The 17,640-nt window shown below is 67.8% G+C and carries 14 protein-coding genes; 7 read left to right on the forward strand and 7 right to left on the reverse strand.

Annotated elements, in window-relative coordinates; genetic code table 11:
- Positions 1-87: 87 nt before the first annotated feature.
- Positions 88-1,293, reverse strand: a complete 1,206-nt coding sequence (gene glgA / locus AC50YM_RS14780) for a glycogen synthase (protein WP_494957711.1) — start codon at positions 1,291-1,293, stop codon at positions 88-90.
- 96 nt (positions 1,294-1,389) lie between these two features.
- Here glgA and glgC point away from each other — a divergent pair, with 96 nt between their 5' ends.
- The 3 genes from glgC to AC50YM_RS14795 all read left to right on the forward strand — a co-directional run bounded on the left by glgC (position 1,390) and on the right by AC50YM_RS14795 (position 4,902).
- Entirely contained in the window at positions 1,390-2,805 is a 1,416-nt protein-coding gene (glgC, locus tag AC50YM_RS14785) for a glucose-1-phosphate adenylyltransferase (RefSeq protein ID WP_494957767.1), read from the forward strand.
- A 72-nt stretch (positions 2,806-2,877) separates the two neighbouring features.
- Positions 2,878-4,341: an SDR family NAD(P)-dependent oxidoreductase gene (locus tag AC50YM_RS14790; RefSeq protein ID WP_494957712.1), complete on the forward strand. Its 1,464-nt coding sequence runs from the start codon at positions 2,878-2,880 to the stop codon at positions 4,339-4,341.
- A 90-nt stretch (positions 4,342-4,431) separates the two neighbouring features.
- Positions 4,432-4,902 carry a pyridoxamine 5'-phosphate oxidase family protein gene (locus tag AC50YM_RS14795; RefSeq protein WP_494957713.1) on the forward strand — a complete coding sequence of 157 codons (471 nt, stop codon included), beginning with the start codon at positions 4,432-4,434 and terminating at the stop codon, positions 4,900-4,902.
- A gap of 1 nt (position 4,903) precedes the next feature.
- On the opposite strand, the gene AC50YM_RS14800 is transcribed toward AC50YM_RS14795, so the two are convergent.
- Complete coding sequence (locus tag AC50YM_RS14800; RefSeq protein WP_494957714.1) at positions 4,904-5,359, reverse strand: universal stress protein; 456 nt, start codon at positions 5,357-5,359, stop codon at positions 4,904-4,906.
- A 357-nt stretch (positions 5,360-5,716) separates the two neighbouring features.
- Here AC50YM_RS14800 and AC50YM_RS14805 point away from each other — a divergent pair, with 357 nt between their 5' ends.
- Positions 5,717-6,445, forward strand: a complete 729-nt coding sequence (locus AC50YM_RS14805) for a response regulator (protein WP_494957715.1) — start codon at positions 5,717-5,719, stop codon at positions 6,443-6,445.
- Between the two features lie 86 nt (positions 6,446-6,531).
- Here the strand turns inward: AC50YM_RS14805 and AC50YM_RS14810 are convergent, their stop codons facing one another.
- Complete coding sequence (locus tag AC50YM_RS14810; protein WP_494957716.1) at positions 6,532-8,223, reverse strand: GAF domain-containing sensor histidine kinase; 1,692 nt, start codon at positions 8,221-8,223, stop codon at positions 6,532-6,534.
- Positions 8,224-8,401: 178 nt separating this feature from the next.
- Here AC50YM_RS14810 and AC50YM_RS14815 point away from each other — a divergent pair, with 178 nt between their 5' ends.
- Positions 8,402-8,902, forward strand: coding sequence for a pyridoxamine 5'-phosphate oxidase family protein (locus AC50YM_RS14815; RefSeq protein WP_494957717.1), 501 nt, complete (start codon positions 8,402-8,404; stop codon positions 8,900-8,902).
- A gap of 94 nt (positions 8,903-8,996) precedes the next feature.
- On the opposite strand, the gene AC50YM_RS14820 is transcribed toward AC50YM_RS14815, so the two are convergent.
- From AC50YM_RS14820 to AC50YM_RS14830, 3 genes are all read right to left on the reverse strand, one after another.
- Positions 8,997-9,848, reverse strand: a complete 852-nt coding sequence (locus AC50YM_RS14820; protein ID WP_494957718.1) for a transglutaminase family protein — start codon at positions 9,846-9,848, stop codon at positions 8,997-8,999.
- Positions 9,845-10,771 carry an alpha-E domain-containing protein gene (locus AC50YM_RS14825; RefSeq protein WP_494891754.1) on the reverse strand — a complete coding sequence of 309 codons (927 nt, stop codon included), beginning with the start codon at positions 10,769-10,771 and terminating at the stop codon, positions 9,845-9,847. Before AC50YM_RS14825 ends, AC50YM_RS14820 begins: the two co-directional genes overlap by 4 nt.
- A gap of 75 nt (positions 10,772-10,846) precedes the next feature.
- Positions 10,847-12,403: a circularly permuted type 2 ATP-grasp protein gene (locus tag AC50YM_RS14830; protein WP_494957719.1), complete on the reverse strand. Its 1,557-nt coding sequence runs from the start codon at positions 12,401-12,403 to the stop codon at positions 10,847-10,849.
- Positions 12,404-12,684: 281 nt separating this feature from the next.
- On the opposite strand from AC50YM_RS14830, the gene AC50YM_RS14835 reads away from it, so the two are divergent.
- Complete coding sequence (locus AC50YM_RS14835) at positions 12,685-13,704, forward strand: YeiH family protein (protein WP_494957768.1); 1,020 nt, start codon at positions 12,685-12,687, stop codon at positions 13,702-13,704.
- A 4-nt stretch (positions 13,705-13,708) separates the two neighbouring features.
- A complete protein-coding gene (gene pepN / locus AC50YM_RS14840) occupies positions 13,709-16,318 on the forward strand; it encodes an aminopeptidase N (RefSeq protein WP_494957720.1) in 2,610 nt (869 codons plus the stop codon).
- A gap of 76 nt (positions 16,319-16,394) precedes the next feature.
- On the opposite strand, the gene lplAB is transcribed toward pepN, so the two are convergent.
- On the reverse strand, positions 16,395-17,531 hold the full coding sequence (gene lplAB, locus AC50YM_RS14845) for a lipoate-protein ligase LplAB (RefSeq protein WP_494957721.1): 1,137 nt from the start codon (positions 17,529-17,531) through the stop codon (positions 16,395-16,397).
- Positions 17,532-17,640: the final 109 nt, after the last annotated feature.

Below are 17,640 nucleotides of genomic sequence, written 5' to 3' on the forward strand. Positions count from 1 at the left end.
GCCTACGGACGACGACGGCGCCGCCCCCAGCCGGGGGCGCCGCCGCCGTCGTCTGCTCTTTAGTCTTCTGCCCTTCCGCTGCCGGTGTCAGGAACCCTGCGGCAGAACCGAGCGGTACACCTCAAGGGTGGTTTCGGTGATGGATTCCCAGGAGAAATGTTCCTCGGCCCGGCGGCGGCCGGCCTGGCCCATCGCACGGGCCCGGGCCGGATCGGACACGACCTCGGTCAGGGCGGCGGCGAATTCGGTGACGAACTTCTCCGGATCCAGCGGGGTGCCGGTCCCGTCCGTGACCTGCTCAATGTCCACCAGCAGGCCGGTCTCGCCGTGCCGGACAACCTCCGGGATCCCGCCGGTGGCGCTCGCCACGACGGCGGCACCGCAGGCCATTGCCTCCAGGTTGACGATGCCGAGCGGCTCGTAGATGGACGGGCAGGCGAACGCTGTCGCGTGGCTGAGGACCTGGATGAGTTCGTTCCGCGGCAGCATCCGCTCCACCAGGATCACGCCGCTGCGCTGGGTCTGCAGCTGCTCGATCAGTCGGGAAGTTTCCGCTGCCAGTTCCGGCGTGTCGGCGGCACCGAGGCACAGCACCAGCTGGACCTCGGCCGGCAGCTTGGCGGCCGCACGGAGCAGGTAGGGCACACCCTTCTGGCGGGTGTTGCGTCCCACGAAGACCACGCTCGGCCGCGCCGGGTCAATCCCAAGGGCCCGGACGATGTCGTCGCCCTCGTCCCGGTTCCAGAGGCTCACGTCGATGCCGTTGTGCACCACCTTGACCTTGGCCGGGTCCACCTCGGGGTAGCTGCGGAGGATGTCCTGGCGCATCCCCTCGGACACGGCGATGATGGCGGCCGCGGCTTCGTACGCGGTTTTTTCCACCCAGGAGGACAGGGCGTAGCCGCCGCCGAGCTGCTCGGCTTTCCAGGGGCGCAGCGGTTCCAGGCTGTGGGCACTGAGCACATGGGGAATACCGTGCAGCAACGACGCGATGTGCCCCGCCATGTTGGCGTACCAGGTGTGCGAATGCACCAGGTCCGCGCCGGCGATGTCGGGGACGATCCGCAGATCAACCCCCAGGGTCTGCAGTGCGGCGTTCGCCCCGCCGAGATCCTCGGGCACGGCGTAGGACGTCACCGTCGCACCGTGATATTCCGGCTCACGGGGCGCGCCGAAGGCGCGCACCTGCAGATCCACGTGTTGGGCCAGCACCCTGCTGAGCTCGGCCACGTGGACCCCGGCGCCGCCATAGATTTCGGGCGGGAATTCTTTGGTCACAATGTCTATACGCACAAACCCCAAGGTAGTCGTTACGGTGGAACTGATCTAGTGTGAAGACGTTCGGGCGTGCCGGACTGTTTTGGGGAAGTACAAAGGCGTTCAGGAGCGATCACCATGCCGAATAAGAAAGTTTTGGCCATTGTCCTCGCAGGTGGCGAGGGAAACCGGCTCATGCCATTGACGGCGGACCGGGCCAAACCCGGTGTCCCCTTCGCTGGAAGTTACCGGCTCATTGACTTTGCGTTGTCCAACCTGGTCAATTCCCGCTATTTGCAGATCGTTGTCCTGACGCAGTACAAATCACACAGCCTGGACCGCCATATTTCCGAAACCTGGCGGATGTCCACCCAGCTGGGCAATTACATCGCCTCGGTCCCGGCGCAGCAGCGCGTGGGCAAAAGCTGGTTCCTCGGCAGCGCCAATGCCATCTACCAGTCCCTGAACCTGATCCACGACGCCAACCCCGACATCGTCGTCGTCGTCGGCGCCGACCACGTCTACCGGATGGACTTCGCCCAGATGGTTGACCAGCACGTCGCCAGCGGCGCCAAGGCCACCGTCGCGGCCGTCCGCCAGCCGTTGCACATGGCGGACCAGTTCGGGGTCATCGAAGTGGACCAAAACAACCCGGAGAAGATCGCGGCGTTCGTCGAGAAGCCGTCCTCCACGCCGGGGCTGGCCGCCGACCCCTCCCAGTTCCTCGCGTCCATGGGCAACTACGTCTTCGACGCCGACGCGCTCGTCGAGGCCCTGCACGTTGACGCCGAGCGGTTGGACACCAAGCACGACATGGGAGGGGACATCATCCCCTACTTCGTCGACAAGGGCGAAGCAGGCGTCTACGACTTCACCCTGAACGAGATCCCCGGCTCCACCGAACGCGACCGCACCTACTGGCGCGACGTCGGCACCATCGATTCGTTCTACGACGCGCACATGGACCTCATCTCGCCGGTCCCGGTGTTCAATCTCTACAACTCGGAATGGCCGATCTACACCCGGCAGAGCATCTCCCCGCCGGCCAAGTTCGTCCGTGGCGAGAAAAACACTGTCGGCACGGCCTTGGATTCGATCGTTGCCAGCGGCACGGTGATTTCCGGCGGCATCGTGGAAGGCTCCGTGCTCTCCAACGACGTCTACGTCGGCACCTCCAGCCGGGTCCTCGACTCGGTGCTGATGGACAAGGTCAACATTGGTGCCGGTGCCGTCGTCAAGCGCGCCATCATCGACAAGAACGTCAAAGTACCGGCCGGCGCCGCTATCGGACTTGACCACGACCTGGACCGCGCCCGCGGCTTCAATGTCACCGACTCCGGCATCACCGTCCTGTCGAAGGGACAGCTCGTGCCGGAACCCAGCGAGGACGAGCGCGCGCTGTCGGCCGCCAACCTGATCCTGGTGCCGAACGCGGTCAAGGCCGCCACGGAAAACTGGCCCGCCCTGCGGGAATCCGTGGACAAGGTGGCGGAAGTCCAGGCAGCCGCCGTCGGCGTCGCGTCCCCGCGGGCAGCCGAAGCCCCCTGACCCGGCGTCACCGCAGCGGGAGCCCGGCACCGGCGTCGGTCCGGGCTCCCCGCAGGCTGTAAAATTGGGGCAATGAGCTCCCCCGATTTTCCGTCAGATCTGACCCCCGAGGAAATCCAGGCCTGCCTGAAGGTCCTGAACAGCATCCACGCGTACGACGAGGAGCACCCGGACTACGTGCTGGTGCGCCGCGCCACCGGCAAGATGTTCAAGGCGGTCAAACGGCACCGGCGGGTCAGCAAACGTGATCTGATCGCTGACGCGGACCGCGCCGTCATGTCCCAGACGGCGACGGCGGCCCCGGACCGGATCGACGACGAAACCCGCGGCAACAAACTCGCCCCCTCCACGACCGGGAGCATCGCCGGGCACCTGATCAAATCCCGGCCCTGCTATATCTGCAAACAGCACTACACGCAGGTTGACGCCTTTTACCACCAGCTGTGTCCGGACTGCGCCGCCTTCAGCCACAGCAAGCGGGACGCCCGGACGGACCTGACCGGGCGCCGGGCGCTGCTGACCGGGGGCCGGGCCAAGATCGGCATGTACATTGCGCTGCGGCTGCTCCGCGACGGCGCCCACACCACCATCACCACCCGCTTCCCCAAGGACGCGGCGCGGCGCTTCGGCGCCATGGAGGACAGCAGCGAATGGCTGCACCGGCTGCGGATCGTCGGCATCGACCTGCGCGATCCATCCCAGGTGATGGCCCTGACCGACTCCCTGGACGCCGCGGGCCCGCTGGACATCATCATCAACAACGCCGCCCAGACTGTGCGCCGCTCCGGCAACGCGTACAAGCCCCTGGTCGACGCCGAGGACGAGCCCCTCCCCGCCGCCCTCCAGGCCGCCAACGGCGGCCCGGAACTCGTGACCTTCGGCCACGCCCACGACAAGCACCCGCTCGCCCTGGCGGGCACCGTCCTGGAGCACCCGGTGCTGGCCGGGGACGCGATCACCTCGCTGGCGCTGTCCACCGGCTCCGCATCGCTGGAGCGCATTGCTGCCGGCACCGCGATCGACGCCGGCGGCCTCGTCCCGGACCTGGGCGGCATCAACAGCTGGACCCAGGTGGTGGACGAAGTGGACCCCCTCGAAATGCTCGAAGTCCAGTTGTGCAACGTGACCGCGCCGTTCCTGCTGGTCAGCCGGCTCCGCGGGGCGATGAAGCGGTCCACCGCGCGGCGGAAGTACATCGTGAACGTCAGCGCCATGGAAGGCCAGTTCTCCCGCGCTTACAAGGGCCCCGGCCACCCGCACACCAATATGGCCAAAGCGGCGCTGAACATGATGACCCGGACGAGCGCCCAGGAGATGCTGGATGCCGACGGAATCCTGATGACCGCCGTCGACACCGGCTGGATCACCGATGAGCGCCCGCACCACACCAAGGTCCGCCTGATGGAGGAGGGCTTCCACGCCCCCCTGGACCTCGTCGACGGGGCCGCCCGCGTCTACGACCCGATCGTGATGGGTGAGTCGGGCGAGGACCAGTCCGGCGTCTTCCTGAAGGACTACAAGCCGAGCCCCTGGTAGGGGCCCAGGCCCCTACCTCTCGCTGCCGGTGCGGGCTACGGGCCTTATGGCCCTAATGAGGAGCCGGGACAGTACGTAACGTGGGTCCACATGAATACAGAGACGACCCCTGCGCCCGATTTCGAACTGTCCCTTGACCAGTGCTGGGTGCTGCTGTCTACCGAGGTCGTTGGCCGGATCGCCCTGATCGTCGACGGGCACCCGGAGATTTTTCCGGTGAACTTCGCGCTGGAGCGCCGCTCGGTTGTTTTCCGCACCGCCGGCGGCACCAAACTTTGGGCCGCGATGACGGCCAAACCTGTCGCCTTCGAAATCGACGGCTATGACGCCCACGAAGGGCAGGCCTGGAGCGTGGTTGCCCGCGGCGAGGCGGAGGTCATCGAGAACCAGCAGGAGAAGGACGCCGTCGACGCCCTGCTGCTCGAACCGTGGCAGCCCGGCGACAAGGACTACTACCTGAGGCTCTCACCCAAGGCACTGACCGGGCGGAGGTTCAAGGTCAACAACCCGGACGTGTGGAACACCCGGCTCTCCGATCCCCGCCGGGCGTCCTTCGAATAGGCTACTTGGCGGCCTTGGTCTTGGCCGGGGAGTGGACAACCAGTACGGGGCAGTGGGCGTGGGCCACCAGGGCCGAACTCACGGACCCGATCAGCATTCCCCCGAAGCCCCCGTGGCCGCGGCGTCCGACGACCACCATGTCGGCGTCCCGGCTGGCCTCGATCAGCGTATACCGCGGGTGTCCCTGCACGAGGCGTGACTCGACGTTGGCCGGGGTGTCCGCCCCGAACGCTTTCTGTACCGTCTCCTCCAGGATCTCCTTCGCACGTACGTCGAAGTCGTTGATACCCATGGCGACGTAGCCGTCGTAGACCGGAGGGACGTCCCAGCTGGCCAGCGCCACCAGCGTCGCCGAGAGCGGCAAGGCAAGGGCTTGGGCCTGGCGCAGCGCCTCAACTGACGCCTCGGAACCGTCAACTCCAACCACAATGGTGTGGATGTTACTGGCTTCGGTCATGGCAGATCCCTTCGTCGTACGGCTGGCGAGTCCAGCCTACAATGCCGCCCGGGGGCCGGCACGGCTAGGGCCAAAAGTCATGCGGACAGGTGCGGCTGGATCCGCCCGATGGGACCAAGGGCCCTTGCCGGGTGGCGGTGGCCGGGAGGAATATTGCAGTCGTGGGGAAGGCCATCAGCTCCGGGACAGGGTAATGGGACCGGAGAATGAGGCTGGGAACCAATCCGAGGGAGTCAGCTGCGACAGCGGCAATAGACGACAATGGAGTCACAAGGAACGACCCGCTCCTTTGAACAGCGGGGAGCAACCGGGGCACCGCACCAGACAGGGCAGCGCAAGCCGCCGGACAGGAGAATTATGATTGCTTGGGCAGACGCAGGTCCCACGGCTCCAGACGGGGCGCCAGCTGTCATCCGCGTCTTCATCCTGGACGACCACGAACTTGTCAGGCGCGGGCTGCAGGAGCTCCTGGAGGGTGAGGGCTTCCTCGTGGTGGGAAGTTCGGGTTCCGCCGTGGAAGCAACCCGCCGCATTCCCGCTCTTCACCCTGATGTGTGTGTCCTCGATGCCCGGCTCCCGGACGGCACGGGCATTGAGGTATGCCGCGACGTACGCTCCGTTGACCCCTCGCTGAACTGCATCATCCTGACCAGTTTCGACGACGAACAGGCCCTGCGCGGCGCCGTACTGGCGGGCGCGAGCGGCTATGTCCTGAAGGAAATCGGCGGCACCGACCTGATCGGGGCACTTCGCCGGGCCGCCGCCGGTGAGTCACTGTTCGCGGAGGGCGTCGCCGCCGGCATCGTTGACAGCCTGGTGGAGGCCGAGGAGGTGGACCCCCGGACGTCGTCACTCACCCCGCAGGAGCGCCGGGTGCTGGAGCTGGTCGGCGGTGGGCTCACCAACCGGCAGATAGCTGCGGAAATGTTCCTCGCGGAGAAGACGGTCAAGAACTACGTCTCGTCACTGCTTGCCAAGCTCGGCTTCGAACGCCGAACCCAGGCCGCGGTCTTCATTGCAGGCCCGACGTCTCCGGTGCCGGCCGGAGGCCACGCCGACAGCAGCCGGATGCACAAGCTCCGCTGACCCGGATCGGTCCTGCGCTGCCCCGCGCGCGGCGCCGGCGGCTGGAGCGGCAGGCTAAAGGGGCACCGGGCTAAACGGGGGCCGGGCTAAAGGGGCACCGACCACTCGAGGCTGGTGCCGGCGTCGGGCGCGCTTGTAATGGTGCATTCCCCGTCCAGCATCCGTGCGCGGTCCTCCAGGTTGGCCAGGCCCCTGCGCTTTTCCGGTTCGGCGAAGCCGGCACCGTTGTCCGTGATAACCACCGTCACCTTGCCCTTGACGACGCCCACTGAGACCGAGATGGTATCCGCGCCGGAATGCCTGATGGCGTTGCTGAGGCCCTCGGAAACGACGGCGACGACGTTGTCGGCCTTGTCCGGAGTGACCGCGTCCACAGGTCCCGTGATGGTCAGGCGCGGCGTGAACGGCATGGACTTCGCGGAGCTGCGGGTCACCCGCCGGATCCGGCCGCTCAACAATTCCGTTTCGCCGCTGCTGCTCTTGAGCGAGTAGATCGTGTCCCGCAGGCTGCGGATCGCCTCATCCAGCTCACCGGTGATGTTGCGGATCCGTTCGGTGGCCATTTCATCCTTGGTGAAGCGGGTCAGGCTCTGGACGCTCAGCCCGGCCGCGAACAGCCGCTGGATCACCAGGTCGTGGAGATCCCGGGCGATCCTGTCCCGGTCGGTGAAGACCAGCAGCTCCTCGCGGAGCCGGTGGACCCGGGCCAGTTCCAGCGCGAGGGCCACATGGGATCCAAACACCGCCCCCATTTCGATATCCGTCCGGGCGTAGGGCAGCGACTCCGGGTCCCGGACCAGCAGCAGGAGCCCGTGATGCGCGCCCTGTGTACTCAGCGCCACCGCCAGCAGCGGCCCGCTGATCCCGCCGTCGATCTCCCCAAACAGGGCGGAAGCGTCGTCGAGAACCAGCGGCTCCCCGCCGTCGAGGACACCCGCCAGCAGCGGTGAATCCAGCTTCAGCGAGCGTCCGGTGAACTGCGGAGTGAGTGGACCTGCGACGCCGGCGATGATGTGGCCTTCACCGTCCGCGGCCGGGGCCACCAGCAGCGCCAGCTGGGAACCGGACTCCTGCATTGCACGGTTGGCGATGGGATCCAGCCCGCTGGCGGTGTAGTCGCGGTCGCTGCTGAGCATCAGGCCGGACACGTCCATGCAGGCTTCCAGCCAGCGCGCCCGGCGCCGGGCATCGTCGTAGAGCCGGGCATTTTCAATCGCAACCCCCGCGGCGGCCGCCAGTGCGACGGCCAGCCCCTCGTCCTCGGCCGTGAAGTCGCTGCCGTCGTCCTTCTCCGTCAGGTACAGGTTGCCGAAGACCACGTCCCGGACGCGCACGGGGACGCCGAGGAAGGACTTCATTGGCGGATGGTTTGCCGGGAAACCGTAGGCTTCCGGGTGTCGGCGCAGGTCATGGAGCCGCATCGGGCGGGGTTCGGTTATCAGCAGGCCCAGGACGCCGTGGCCGGTAGGCAGCGGCCCGATCCGGTGGGCGAGTTGTTCGTCGATGCCGACGGTAATGAAGTGGCTGAGCGCGCGGTCGTCCCCGATAACGCCCAGGGCACCATAGCGGGCATGCAGGAGCCGGCAGGCGGACTGCACGACACGTTCCAGTACTGCGTCGAGGCTGAGGTCCTCGGCGACGGCGACCACGGCTTCCAGCAGCCCGGCCATCCGCTCCTGGGACTGGAGCAGTTCCTCGGCCCTGGAGACGAAACCCTTCAGCACACTGTCAACCTGGGGCTCGGGCCCAGCGGCAGTCTGGTCCGGACGTTCCTGCATGGAATGCATGCTGATGGCCCCCATTCACTACAACGAACACAACAACCGTCGACACTGACGATGGTGTTGCCAGAATACCCCGCCGCAGCGCCAAAGGCCCTAGAAGTCGGACTGCTGGCCCGGGATTGTGACCTTCTCCCCTACCCCGCCGCCGCCCGCTTGGCGTAGGCTCTCGCGCATGAGTACTGATCCAAACCCGGGCGCACAGCAGCGCAAAGACCAGCGGCCCCATGAGGTCGAGAACCTTGACCACCACGAATGCTGGCGGCTGTTACGCAGCGTCAGCGTGGGCCGGCTGGCGGTCTGGGTCGACAACCACCCCGACATCTTCCCGATCAACTACAAGGTGGACCACGGCTCCCTGGTGTTCCGCACGGCTGACGGCACCAAACTCCAGGCCGCCACCGGCGATACCCCGGTGGCAGTGGAGGCCGACGGCGTCGACGCGGACAGCGGCATCGCCTGGAGTGTGGTGATCAAGGGCCAGGCCGCGCCGGTGCAGAACCAGCAGGAGGTCCTGGACACCGTGGGGCTCCTGCTGTTTCCCTGGCAGGCGGGCAAGAAGGAGCACTTCGTCAGGATCACTCCGGACACCGTTACCGGGCGCCGGTTCAAGGTGGTTCCGCCGCTGACCTGGTGGACACCGCTGGACGACGCTACCCGCTCCGGACTCGAATAGCCGCTGCCGGATCCCCGATGCGCTATCGGTTACGGCTGCCCTGAGTCCTCAGAACAGCCGTAACCGGTAGCGCATCGCAAGGCCCGCGGCGGAATCAGGCCAGGCGGGTGATCTCCACGGTCACGCAGAGTCCGGAGCCGCCGCCGCCGGACAGAATGCCCTTCAGCGGGGGCACGTCCCGGTAGTCGCGGCCCCTCGCCACGGTGACGTGGAAGTCCCCGGCAGGTTTGTGGTTGGTGGGGTCCCAGCTGCGCCATTCGCCGTCCCACCATTCCAGCCAGGCGTGTGACTGCCCGGCGACCGTCTCGCCGAGGGCCGCCGTCGACCGCGGGTGCAGGTACCCGGAGACATAGCGGGCCGGGATGCCGCGGCTGCGGAGCGCACCGATGGCAAGGTGCGCTAAGTCCTGGCAGACGCCCTGACGCTGGTTCCAGGCCTGCTCCGCGTTGGTGGTGACACCGGTGGAGCCGGGCATGTAGGCCATCTCCCCGCGCATCCATTCGAAAACCGCCAGCGCGGCCTCGTGCGGATTGCGGCCCTCCACCACGCCCGGAATGATCCCAAGCACTTCGGTGCCGGGCCCAGTGAGCTGCGACTGCGGGATCCAGTCGCTGAACTTGTTGAGGATCTCCGGGGTGTCCAGCACGTCCCAGCCGACGATGTCCGCCTCCGCCGGGATCCGCTCCGCACGGTGCACCTCGACGGTGGTCGTGGACAGGACCTCGAGGTGTTCGTGCGGCATTTGCATGTCGAAGCCGGTGACGCGGGTGCCCCAGTAGTCGCGGTAGCTGGACAGCGCCGCCTGGGACGGTGAGACCTTCAGCGAGGACTCCAGCACCACTTGCTGGGGATCCGTCAGCGGCGTCATGCGGGCCTCGTTGTAGGAGAGCGTCACCCGCTTGTTGTATTTGTACGCCGTCTTGTGGACGATACTCAGCCGGGTCATGAAACTTCTCCCACCCAGGCCAGTTCGTCGGCCTGATTGAAGTACTTACGGGAAATGGCGTCCGAGGCCTGCGAGACGGCTTTCTGCACGCGTTCCATGTGTTCCGGCAGCTCGGACATCAGGTCGTCGGTGCGGTGGAACTCGAGGAAGGTGCGGGCCTGGCCCACGATCCGGCGGGCGTCGTTGATGAAGCCGACGCGCTGGGCCGAGGGGTCCAGCTTGGCGAGGCACTCGTCGGCGTCGCGCAGCGCGTACACGATGGACCGGGGGAACAACCGGTCCAGCAGCAGGAACTCGGCGGCGTGCTGGTCGCCGAAGGCCGCCCGGCGGGTCCGCAGGAACGATTCGTAGGCGCCGGCGCAGCGGAGCATGTTCACCCAGGACATGCCGGCGGAGAGCACGTCCCGGGTGGAGAGCATCCGCGCGGTCATGTCGGCGCGTTCCAGCGAGCGGCCGAGGACCAGGAAGAGCCAGCTGTCGTCATGGCTGACGGTGGTGTCCGCCAGACCGCTGACCATGGCGGTGCGTTCCAGCACCCAGTTGCAGAAACGATAGGTGCCGACGACGTCCTTGCGGTGCTGGTTCAGCCCGTAGTACGTGGTGTTGAGGCTTTCCCAGAGACCGGAGGACACCGTTTCCCGGGCGCGGCGGGCGTTCTCCCGGGCCGCGCCGAGCGAGCCGGCGATGGAGGTGGCGCTGTGCTTGTCGTAGGCGAGGGCGTTGAGCAGTTCGGGCAGGCCGAAGTCCTCGCTTTGCGCCCGGGCGCCCATCACGGCGAGGAGTTCCTGCGCGACGGCGCGTTGTTCCTCCATCGGCAGGTGGTTGAGCCGCTCCAGGTGGACGTCGAGGATCCGGGCGGTGCCGTCGGCCCGTTCCACGTAGCGTCCGATCCAAAACAGTGACTCGGCGATCCGGCTAAGCATTCGCGGTTACCTCCAGGGCATCGGAAATCTGAAAAACGCAGGTCAGCGGGAGATGGGACGACGTTGTGCCGCGGGTCATTGCTGCTGCTCCTTCTGGCTGTCGCGCCAGTTGCTCTCGACGGGCCAGACCGAGACCCGTTCGCGGACTGTGATGGCCGGGCGTGGCAGGGTCTCCACCGGCACCTCCGGGGAGTCCGCCAGGACCCAGGTGTCCTTGGAACCGCCGCCCTGGCTGGAGTTTACGATCAAGGAACCTTCCTTGAGTGCCACCCGGGTCAGGCCGCCGGGCAGGACCCAGACCTCGTCGCCGTCGTTGACCGCGAAGGGGCGAAGGTCCACGTGCCGGGGGCCGAATTTGTCGCCGCTGAGCGTGGGAACCGTGGACAGCTGCAGGACCGGCTGCGCGATCCAGCCGCGGGGGTCCGCGATGACGCGCTTGCGCAGGGCCTCGAGCTCGTCCGGCGAGGCATCCGGGCCGATCACCAGGCCCTTGCCGCCGGAACCGTCCACGGGCTTGACCACGAGTTCGGCCAGCCGGTCCAGGACCTCCTCGCGGGCTTCTTTTTCCTCCAGCCGGAAGGTGTCCACGTTGGCGATCACGGGTTCCTCGCTGAGGTAGTAGCGGATCAGGTCCGGGACGTAGCTGTACACCAGCTTGTCGTCGGCGACGCCGTTGCCCACGGCGTTCGCGATGGTCACGCCGCCGGCCCGGGCGGCATTGACCAGGCCCGGGCAGCCGAGCATGGAGTCGGCGCGGAACTGGAGCGGATCCAGGAACTCGTCGTCGATGCGTTTGTAGATCACGTCCACGCGCTGTTCGCCGGCCGTGGTGCGCATGTAGACGCGGTTGCCGCGGCAGATGAGGTCGCGGCCCTCGACGAGCTCGACGCCCATCAGTCCGGCGAGCAGGGTGTGCTCGAAGTAGGCGCTGTTGAAGACGCCGGGGGTGAGGACCACCACGGTGGGGTCGTCGACGCCGGACGGTGCCGTCTTCCGCAGGGCGGACAGCAGCCGCCGGGGGTACTCCTCGACCGGCCGGATGAGCTGCTGGCCGAAGGCTTCGGGCAGGCCCTTGGCCATCGCGCGGCGGTTTTCCAGGACGTAGCTGACGCCGGAGGGGACCCTGACGTTGTCCTCCAGGACCCGGAAGGTCCCGGCGGCGTCGCGGACGACGTCGATGCCGGAGATGTGGACGCGGACGCCGCCGGCCGGTTCGAAGCCGTGCACCTGGCGGTGGAAGTGGGCGCTGGTCGTGACGAGCTGGCGCGGGATGACCCCGTCGGTGACCACGGCCATCTTGTCGTAGACATCGTTCAGGAACGCCTCGAGGGCCCGGACGCGCTGCGCCACGCCCTTTTCCAGCACCGTCCACTCGTCGGCCGGGATGACCCGGGGCACGATGTCGAGCGGGAAGGGCCGCTCCTCCCCCGCGAAGTCGAAGGTGACACCGCGGTCCAGGAAGGTCCGGGCCATCGAATCCGCGCGGGCCGTGACATCAGCAAGCGAGAGCTCACGCAGCGCATCGGCAACCTGCCCGTAAGACTTCCGGGCCTGCTGCCCGGGGGTGAACATCTCGTCGTAGGCGCCGGTGCGCCCGGCGGCCACGGAGTAATCCTGGAATAGGTCAGACATGCTCACTAGACAATCACGTTTTTGTTGCCAGATCATTTCCAAACCCGCAGGCGCGCGGCGCCGGTGGGCTGGCGGCAACAAATTCGTGGGGCGGCGGCCCCCGGCGCAGCCGGGCGACGCGGCGGCGGCCGGGCAGAGCCGGGCGAAGCGACGCGGTCCCGGCAGAACCGGGTGGGCGTCGGTGTGCGCCCGGGCGCCCGGGCGCGTCCCGCCGCGCCGGTGACGGCTTTCCCGGACTGGTGCGGCAAGGTAGGTGCGTGCCTCCTTTTACTCCCAAACCGATGCGCCGGGCCCGGCCGCTGCCGGACCTGGTGCCGGGCCTGGTGCCGGGCCTGCTGGCGGCAGCTGCCGCCGTCGTGCTCGCCCTCGCGGTCCATTCCCTCGTTCCCGTGCTCCCCGCCATGACCCTGGCGGTCACCGCCGGCCTGCTCGCCGCGAACGTCCCGGGGCTGGCCGGCTGGACCGCCGGGCCGGGTCGGGCGGGGCTGGATTTCGCCGGCAAACACCTGATGCGCGCGGGGATTGTAGTGCTGGGCCTGAAGGTCAGTCTGACGGATGTGCTCGGTCTCGGCTGGGCGGCGCTGCTGCTGATCACGGGCGTGGTCCTGGCCGCCTTCGCCGGAACCTACGCCATCAGCAGGCTGTTCCGGCTGCCGCCGCCGGTGGCGCTGCTGGTTGCCACCGGATTTTCCATCTGCGGGGCCTCGGCAATCGGGGCGATGGCCGCGGTGCGCCGGATCCGGCAGCACGACACCGTGCTCCCGGTGGCACTTGTGACCCTGTGCGGCACCCTGGCCATCGGCGTGCTGCCGCTGCTCATCAAACCGCTGGGACTCAGCCCCGAGGTCTTTGGCGCCTGGGCGGGCGCCTCCGTGCATGACGTCGGACAGGTGGTGGCCACCGCCCAGACGGCAGGGGCATCGGCGCTGGCGGTCGCCGTCGTCGTCAAGCTCACCCGGGTGATCCTGCTGGCGCCGCTGGTCGCCGCCGGCGGGCTGCACCACCGCAGCACCACCGACTCCGGTGCCGGACTGAAGCGGCCGCCCATCGTGCCCCTGTTTGTGCTCGGCTTCGTTGCGCTGGCAGCCCTGCGCACGACGGGCTGGTTGGCCCCCGGCGTCCTCGACGCCGCCGCGGTACTCCAGGACCTCCTGCTGGGGATGGCGCTCTTCGGCCTCGGCTCGGCGGTCCGGGTGGGGCAGCTGTTGCACACCGGAGCCCGGGCACTGCTGGCCGCGCTGGCGTCCTGGCTGCTGATCGCCGCGCTGGGGCTGGGCGCCGCTTTCCTCATGATTAGATAGCGTGGTGTCCAACCAGAACCTGCGCCGTGATGAAGCCGCAACCCGCTCCGCCCTGATCACCACCCACAGCTACGATGTCTCGCTGGACGTCCGGCAGGCGGCGGATCCGGACGTCGCCGGCTACACGAGCCGCAGCACCATCAGCTTCTCCGCCAGCGAGCCCGGGGCCTCCACGTTCCTGGATTTCATCAGCAGCGAGGTGCACAGCGTCCTCCTCAACGGCAAGGCACTGGCCGTCGCCGACGTCGTGGACGGTTCCCGGATCCGGCTGGACCAGCTCCGGGCGGAGAACCAGGTCACGGTCACCGGCACCGCGCTGTACAGCACGTCCGGAGAAGGCATGCACCGCTTCGTCGACCCGGCCGACCGCCAGTGCTACCTTTACACGCAGTACGAGCCCGCCGACGCCCGCCGGGTCTTCGCCAACTTCGAACAGCCCGACCTCAAGGCCGAATTCACCTTCCACATCACGGCCCCCTCGGACTGGCAGGTGTCCTCCAACGGCACCGACGCCGGGCGCACGCCCCTCACAGGTGATCCGGCCACCAGCCGGTGGGACTTCGCAGCCACCAAGGCAATGTCCACCTACATCACGACGGTACTGGCCGGCCCATACTTCAAGGCGGAGGACTCCTGGAGCGGGACGCTCGACGACGGCACCCGGCTCGAAGTGCCGCTGGCCCTTTACTGCCGGGCCTCGATAGCCCCGTCCTTCGACCCCGAGGCGCTGTTTAAGCTCACCCGGAATGGCCTGGACTTCTTCAACGAACTCTTCGACTTCCCGTACCCGTGGGGAAAGTACGAGCAAGCCTTTGTGCCCGAGTACAACCTCGGTGCCATGGAAAACCCGGGACTGGTGACCTTCACGGAGAAGTACGTCTTCACCTCACGGGCAGCCGACTCGCAGTACCAGGCCCGCGCCAACACCCTGCTGCACGAGATGGCCCACATGTGGTTCGGGGACCTCGTCACGATGCAGTGGTGGGATGACCTGTGGCTCAAGGAATCCTTCGCGGACTACATGGGGACCCTCGGCGTGGACCGCACCACCGACTGGGCCACGGCCTGGGTGAACTTCGCCAACAACCGCAAAGCCTGGGCCTATGTCCAGGACCAGCTGCCGACGACGCACCCGATCGTTGCCGACATCCCCGATCTGGAGGCGGCCAAGCAGAACTTCGACGGCATCACCTACGCCAAAGGCGCCTCGGTACTCAAGCAGCTCGTCGCATACGTGGGCATCGAGGCCTTCGTTGCCGGCTCCCGCCGTTACTTCAAGGACCACGCCTACGGCAACACCACGCTCGCGGACCTGCTGGCAGCGCTCAGCGCCGCGTCCGGCCGGGACCTCTCGGAATGGGCCCGGCAATGGCTGCAGACTTCAGGCATCTCGACGCTGACCAGCGAGATCGAGGAGCACGACGGCGTGTTCGGCTCCGTCACCGTGATCCAGGACGCCGAGGATCCAACGACGGGCCGGCAGGAGCCGCGGCCGCACCGGCTGCGGATCGGCCTGTACGGACGCGACGCTGATGGCGCCCTGGTCCGCACCGACAGCGTCGAGACCGACATCAGCGGCGCCCGCACCGGGATCGCGGCCCTGGCCGGGAAGGCGCGGCCGGAGCTGATGCTGGTCAACGACGATGACCTGAGCTACGCCAAGGTGCGGCTGGACGCGCGCTCCGAGGCCACCGTGCGGACCTCCCTGGGCGCGCTGAGCGATCCGATGGCCAGGGCACTGTGCTGGACCGCCCTCTGGGACTCGGCACGTGACGCCGTGACGCCGTCGAACCTCTACGTGGAGGCGGTGCAGCGGTTCGCGGCCGCGGAAACCGGAATCGGTGTGCTGCTGAACGTCCTGGGCAACGCGTCCACGGCGATCGAACGCTACGTGCCCGCGGCCGCGCGGGACGCGGTCCGCCGCGGCTTCATGTCCCTCGCCGCGGACGAACTAAAGCGTGCCGCCCCGGGCTCCGACCAGCAGCTGGCGTGGGCACGCACGGTCGCCGCGGCCAGCCGTTACGACGCGGGCCAGCTGGACCTGCTCCGCGGCATCCTGGACGGAAGCACTGTCCTGGCGGGCCTGTCCGTGGATGAAGAGCTCCGCTGGAACCTCTGGCACGCCCTGGCCGCCCACGGGCACGCCAGGGCCGGGCAGCTCGACGGGGAACTTGCCCGGGACAACACCGCAGCCGGCAAATCCGGGCATGCCACCGCCCTCGCGGCCCGCCCCGATGCGGCCGTCAAGGAGGCTGCCTGGCGCGAGGCGGTGCACGGGGCCTCGCTCTCCAACGAACTGCTGAGCGCCACGATCGCCGGGTTCAGCACCGGCCCGGCACCGCTGCAGCGTGGATTCATCAACCGCTATTTTGACTGCCTGGAAGACGTCTGGGCCGGGCGCAGCATCGAAATCGCCAGCCGGATCGTGCGGGGCCTGTTCCCGTACTGGGAGGACCTGGACGGCAGCCGCCCCGAGGCGCACGCCGTGATCGTCCGCACGGATGACTGGCTGGCCGGGCACCCGGAGGCACCGGGGGCGCTGCGCCGTATCATCATCGAACAGCGCAGCCACCTGCTCCGCGCCCTGAGGGCCCAGACGCTCCCGGCGACCTGACCATCGGTTGCTCCGTCACCGCCCTTTTGACGGCGCTAAACGGCAGTTGCGGAGCAATCGACGGGGTGTGAGGATGTTAGGGGACCCGGTGCAGCCACTCCGGGGTGCCGAACTTGGCCTCGACCCGATGCTGCGCGGCGGCGAGCTCAGCCTCGGTCAGCTCCGACGGCGTCGCGGCATAGCGTTCCGCGAAGACCTCCATCATGGCCTCGACGATCTCGGCCCGGGGCAGGCCGGTCTGCCGCCGGAGCGGATCCACCCGCTTCTTGGCGCTCCGCGTGCCCTTGTCAGAGAGCTTCTCCTTGCCGATCCGCAGCACCTGGACCATCTTGTCCGCGTCGATGTCGTAGCTCATGGTCACGTGGTGCAGCATGCCGCCGTTCGCGAGCCGCTTCTGCGCAGCGCCGCCGATCTTGCCTTGCTCCGTGGCGATGTCGTTGAGCGGCACGTAAAACGCGCTGATCCCGAGCTTCTCGAGGGCTGCCATCACCCAGGCGTCCAGGAAGCCGTAGGAGTCGGCGAAGCTGATGCCGTCCACCAGGGTCTGCGGCAGGTACAGCGAGTAGGTGATGCAGTTCCCGGCCTCCATGAACATCGCTCCGCCGCCGCTGATCCGGCGGACCACGCTGATGCCGTGACGTTCGACGCCGGCGGGATCCAGTTCGTTGCGGACCGACTGGAAGCTGCCGATCACTACAGACGGTTCCTCCCAGTCCCAGAACCGCAGCGTCGGGTTGCGGCGCCCCGCGCCGACCTCCTCGGTCAGAACCTCATCCAGGGCGACGTTTACGTGGGTCGGCAGCACAGACGGCGCAATGATGTTCCAGTGGTGGTCTGCCCAGCCGGTGGCCTTCGCGAGGCCGCGCCGGACGGTGACCGCCACGGCGCCGGCGGAAAAGCCGAACAGGACGGCGCCGGCAGGCAGGGCCGCTGACACGGCGGCGGACATGTCCGCCGCCGTGGCGTCCGCCGGGAGGCCGGTGAGGGCACGGTTGATCTCCGGCAGCGCCTCGTCCGGCTCCAGGAAGAAGTCCCCGCTCACCGAGACATTCGCAAGCACGCCGTCGACGACGTCGAAATCGGCGACAACGAGCTTTCCGCCGGGAACCTTGTACTCGCCGTGGTGACGGGCACTGCCGTGGTAGGCACCGCCGTCGTTCGCACCGCCGTCGTCAGCGCTGCCGGAACCGGGGATCGGGTGAAGGGATGTCATGGCCTTAATCCTGCCACGCGGCGGTCGTGCCGGACTGGCCGTTCGGTGCGGTTCCGCGCAGGACGCAAAAAAGCCCGCACCGTCACCGGTGCGGGCTTTCCACAAGACC

The sequence above is a fragment of the Pseudarthrobacter sp. RHLT1-30-1 genome (assembly GCF_059383415.1).

Bases quoted from the DNA above. Each gene is read 5' to 3' on its own strand.
- lplAB (WP_494957721.1), bottom strand. From the start codon at position 17,531: ATGACATCCCTTCACCCGATCCCCGGTTCCGGCAGCGCTGACGACGGC.
- AC50YM_RS14835 (WP_494957768.1), top strand. From the start codon at position 12,685: ATGCGCCGGGCCCGGCCGCTGCCGGACCTGGTGCCGGGCCTGGTGCCG.
- AC50YM_RS14795 (WP_494957713.1), top strand. From the start codon at position 4,432: ATGAATACAGAGACGACCCCTGCGCCCGATTTCGAACTGTCCCTTGAC.
- AC50YM_RS14815 (WP_494957717.1), top strand. From the start codon at position 8,402: ATGAGTACTGATCCAAACCCGGGCGCACAGCAGCGCAAAGACCAGCGG.
- AC50YM_RS14805 (WP_494957715.1), top strand. From the start codon at position 5,717: ATGATTGCTTGGGCAGACGCAGGTCCCACGGCTCCAGACGGGGCGCCA.
- AC50YM_RS14800 (WP_494957714.1), bottom strand. From the start codon at position 5,359: ATGACCGAAGCCAGTAACATCCACACCATTGTGGTTGGAGTTGACGGT.
- AC50YM_RS14820 (WP_494957718.1), bottom strand. From the start codon at position 9,848: ATGACCCGGCTGAGTATCGTCCACAAGACGGCGTACAAATACAACAAG.
- AC50YM_RS14830 (WP_494957719.1), bottom strand. From the start codon at position 12,403: ATGTCTGACCTATTCCAGGATTACTCCGTGGCCGCCGGGCGCACCGGC.
- AC50YM_RS14810 (WP_494957716.1), bottom strand. From the start codon at position 8,223: ATGCAGGAACGTCCGGACCAGACTGCCGCTGGGCCCGAGCCCCAGGTT.
- AC50YM_RS14790 (WP_494957712.1), top strand. From the start codon at position 2,878: ATGAGCTCCCCCGATTTTCCGTCAGATCTGACCCCCGAGGAAATCCAG.
- AC50YM_RS14825 (WP_494891754.1), bottom strand. From the start codon at position 10,771: ATGCTTAGCCGGATCGCCGAGTCACTGTTTTGGATCGGACGCTACGTG.